Genomic DNA, 3,497 nt, shown 5'->3' on the forward strand with positions numbered 1-3,497 from the left:
ATTAAATATAGGGAGAAAGGTAGTCGGAGAGGTTGCATTTAGCAAGAATCCGATAGAGAGGCTTGTAGTTAGCCCTGTACGGGTCAAAGCGTACAAAGCTGATTCAAAGTGCGACGTTTGCGTACAGAATTAGTAACTATAACAGGCAATTCTTCCCTCACCCCCAAGGAGTGAAACTCCTCATTGCCGCGAGGCAAATTCCCCACCCCCCTAGGTGTCCGGGTGGGGAAGGTACGCGGAATCGTTCACCCTAATTTCGGTAAACCCATACTATAGTTCTGCACTCTGGCGTTGAGATTATAGCTAATTTCCCCTTTTTGCAGGAGAGAACGAATAAAATGTTCTAGATCTGAACCGATGCGACGGAGATTATATTCGCTCAGTTCTTCCCCATTGTACGATTCTACCAATTCATCAAACTTACTATAAACCTTATTGAGAGCCACTTCTTCCCAATTAAATTCATTATCGGGATCCACATCAAGAGTCAAGACATTGTTACTCTCGATGAATTGATTATTTTTTACTTCAGCCGTATAAATGCGAATATGACGGGTCGTGGATTTTAACAGCATGGAATCTTCAGGGTAAGTTAGACGCTATGTCTAAGATTTTGCCATGATTTGCGGAATTGGGAAGTTTTTTTTCAGTGATCAGTAAACAGTAAACAGTAATCAGTGAAAAGACAACACTGTTACTGTCACCCATGTACTGCTCACTTAACACCCCCACTGATAACTGGTAACTGATAACTGATCACTGAGATGGCTGTCTCCCGAACAATGTTTACGGATCGACCAGAAACGTGATACTATGATAGGTTGCAGTGTTTAAGCAGAGATCACGAGTCCTATGGCCTTAACCCAGACCAAAAAACAAGAACTAATCAGCCAATATCAGGCCCACGAAACCGATACAGGATCATCGGAGTTACAGGTAGCTTTCTTAACCGAGAGAATCAACCAACTGACCGAACACCTGAAAGCTAACCCGAAAGACCATGCTTCCCGTCGGGGATTACTCCAGATGATTGGTCGTCGTCGGGGACTGTTAACCTATATCCAGAAGAAAGATCAACAACGTTATCAAACCCTGATTGGTCGTCTCGGAATTCGCCGTTAAGCATACCCCCTTTGCATCCCTACCATGGCCTCTGAATCGAAATCGACGGAGAAAAAAGAACGTCTCCCCTTTGAGCCGCGCCAAAATAAGCGAAAAACCCCGAAAATTGCCCCTAGTCCCGTGCCACCGCCCCTAAAAAATCGCTCCGAGGAAACCAGCTTAAAGGCGATTCCGCAAGTGGTCAGTCAACGGATGGCCAAACGGATGGCGGTATTTTGTGGCCTGCCGACGGCACTGGGGATAGCTTCCTTTTTTGGCTTCTACTGGATTATTAGCCACGATCTTCTCGAAATCCCTTCCTACGTCGCCATGCTCGTCAGTTTAAGCCTATTTGGTCTAGGTTTCATCGGTCTGAGTTATGGCATCTTCTCCGCTTCTTGGGATGAGGATCGGGTGGGGGATTGGCTAGGATGGCAAGAATTTCAAGCTAATTTTGGCAGAACGATCGCCGCGTGGCGGTCCGGCAAAAAAGAAGTGGAAGAAAAATAGATAACCTCTAGAAATCGTCAACAATAGAGATTAAAGAAAAAAATCAAGGGTTAATGCCATGATTATTGTCATGAAAGTTGGTTCCCCGGAAATTGAAATCGAGCGCATCGGTGCCGAATTCGAGGCATGGGGATTAAGTCCCGAAAAAATCGTCGGTAAGCATAAAGTTGTCATCGGTTTAGTCGGAGAAACCAGGGAATTAGACCCCCTACAAATCCAAGAATTAAGCCCTTGGATCGAAACCGTCCTGCGAGTCGAACAACCCTTCAAACGCGCCTCTTTAGAATACCGTCACGGCGAATACAGCGAGGTTTTAGTCCCCACTCCTAACGGTGTTATCCCCATCGGCAGAAATCATACCGTTAGCATTGTCGCCGGCCCCTGTTCGGTGGAAAATGAAGCGATGATCGTGGAAACTGCCAAACGAGTGGCGGCAGCCGGAGCGCAATTCCTCCGCGGTGGTGCCTACAAACCCCGCACTTCTCCCTATGCTTTCCAAGGTCACGGGGAAAGCGCTTTGGAATTACTAGCGGCGGCTAGAGATGCCAGTGGTTTGGGTATTATCACGGAAGTAATGGACGCGGCGGATCTCGATAAGATTGTCGAAATAGCCGACGTGGTGCAAGTGGGGGCGCGCAATATGCAGAATTTTTCCCTCCTGAAAAAAGTTGGGGCGCAACCGAAACCGGTCCTACTCAAGCGCGGCATGGCGGCCACTATTGAAGATTGGTTGATGGCGGCAGAATATATCCTCGCGGCAGGAAATAGCAGTGTCATTCTCTGCGAACGCGGTATCCGCACCTTTGACAGTAAATATACTCGCAATACCCTAGATTTATCCTGTATTCCCGTTTTAAGAACTTTAACTCACCTGCCGATCATGATCGATCCTAGCCACGGTACGGGTAAATGGGAATATGTCCCGACCATGGCCATGGCTTCCCTGGCAGCTGGGGCCGATTCCTTGATGATCGAGGTACATCCTAACCCGGCGAAGGCCCTATCTGATGGGCCGCAATCCTTGACCCCCGACCGGTTCGATCGATTAACTCAGGAGTTAGCGGTCATTGGTAAGACGATCGGGCGTTGGCCTCAAGTTCCAGCACTGGTTTAATAAGATGATTAGGGGGTGAATCAACCCCCTTTTTTGGGCATAAATTTCGCTTTTCGGGGCAGTTATGGTGACAGTTCCTCTGGAGTTAAATACTAGCGAAATCCGGGCAGAAAGACGGGTTACTTTTTATCATCTCAATTGGCTATCCTATCAGCAAATTTTACAGGCGCTAGGGGAAAATAATCGCGCCCATTTATTTTATGATCGTGGTACTTTAGAAATTACTATGCCCCTAGAAGAACACGAGTTTTACAGAGAATTAATCGGATTATTTATTCGGATTTTGGTGGTAGAATTGGGTTTAAAAATTAAAAGTATGGGTTCCACAACTCTAGCTAGGGAAGATTTAGAACGAGGAGCAGAACCTGACAATGCCTACTACATTCAAAATCAGGCTAAAGTGCTGGGAAAAAGGATTAATTTAACTGAAGATCCGCCACCAGATTTAGTGGTGGAAGTGGATATTACCCACACGGATATTAATAAATTAGAACTTTATGCCCGTTTGGGAGTGCCGGAATTATGGCGTTTTAATGGACAAATCTGGCGCATTTATCGGTTAGACAAGGGGGTTTATCAGGAAGGGGAATTTAGTCCCACTTTTCCCCTAGTTCCGAAAACTAAACTCTATGAATTTTTAGCCACTGCTAAAGAGGATGAAGTCAGGGCAGAAAAGAATTTAAGAGCATGGCTTGTTAGTCAACTAGCTAAAAATAATTAACTAGAGCAGTCGAGGTAATTATGGTGACAGTTCCTCTAGAGTTAAATACTA

General features: G+C 46.0%; 5 protein-coding genes and 1 pseudogene. 5 read left to right on the forward strand and 1 reads right to left on the reverse strand.

Going from position 1 to position 3,497, the window contains the following annotated elements; genetic code table 11:
* Nucleotides 1-133 (forward strand): annotated as a pseudogene (locus IM479_RS22565) (RNA-guided endonuclease InsQ/TnpB family protein); the annotation flags it as partial.
* A 112-nt stretch (nucleotides 134-245) separates the two neighbouring features.
* Here the strand turns inward: IM479_RS22565 and IM479_RS08185 are convergent.
* A complete protein-coding gene (locus IM479_RS08185) occupies nucleotides 246-575 on the reverse strand; it encodes an NAD(P)H-quinone oxidoreductase subunit M (RefSeq protein WP_287080037.1) in 330 nt (109 codons plus the stop codon).
* Between the two features lie 277 nt (nucleotides 576-852).
* Here IM479_RS08185 and rpsO point away from each other — a divergent pair, with 277 nt between their 5' ends.
* The 4 genes from rpsO to IM479_RS08205 all read left to right on the forward strand — a co-directional run bounded on the left by rpsO (nucleotide 853) and on the right by IM479_RS08205 (nucleotide 3,446).
* Nucleotides 853-1,122, forward strand: a complete 270-nt coding sequence (rpsO, locus tag IM479_RS08190; RefSeq protein ID WP_002738807.1) for a 30S ribosomal protein S15 — start codon at nucleotides 853-855, stop codon at nucleotides 1,120-1,122.
* 24 nt (nucleotides 1,123-1,146) lie between these two features.
* Nucleotides 1,147-1,611 carry a PAM68 family protein gene (locus IM479_RS08195; protein ID WP_002763019.1) on the forward strand — a complete coding sequence of 155 codons (465 nt, stop codon included), beginning with the start codon at nucleotides 1,147-1,149 and terminating at the stop codon, nucleotides 1,609-1,611.
* Nucleotides 1,612-1,669: 58 nt separating this feature from the next.
* Nucleotides 1,670-2,725 (forward strand): 3-deoxy-7-phosphoheptulonate synthase, encoded by a 1,056-nt coding sequence (gene aroF, locus IM479_RS08200; protein ID WP_287080041.1) that lies wholly within the window; start codon nucleotides 1,670-1,672, stop codon nucleotides 2,723-2,725.
* Between the two features lie 64 nt (nucleotides 2,726-2,789).
* Nucleotides 2,790-3,446: a Uma2 family endonuclease gene (locus IM479_RS08205; protein WP_287699355.1), complete on the forward strand. Its 657-nt coding sequence runs from the start codon at nucleotides 2,790-2,792 to the stop codon at nucleotides 3,444-3,446.
* Nucleotides 3,447-3,497: the final 51 nt, after the last annotated feature.

Origin of the sequence: Microcystis sp. M165S2, from assembly GCF_020245885.1 — a bacterium.
Classification (GTDB): domain Bacteria; phylum Cyanobacteriota; class Cyanobacteriia; order Cyanobacteriales; family Microcystaceae; genus Microcystis.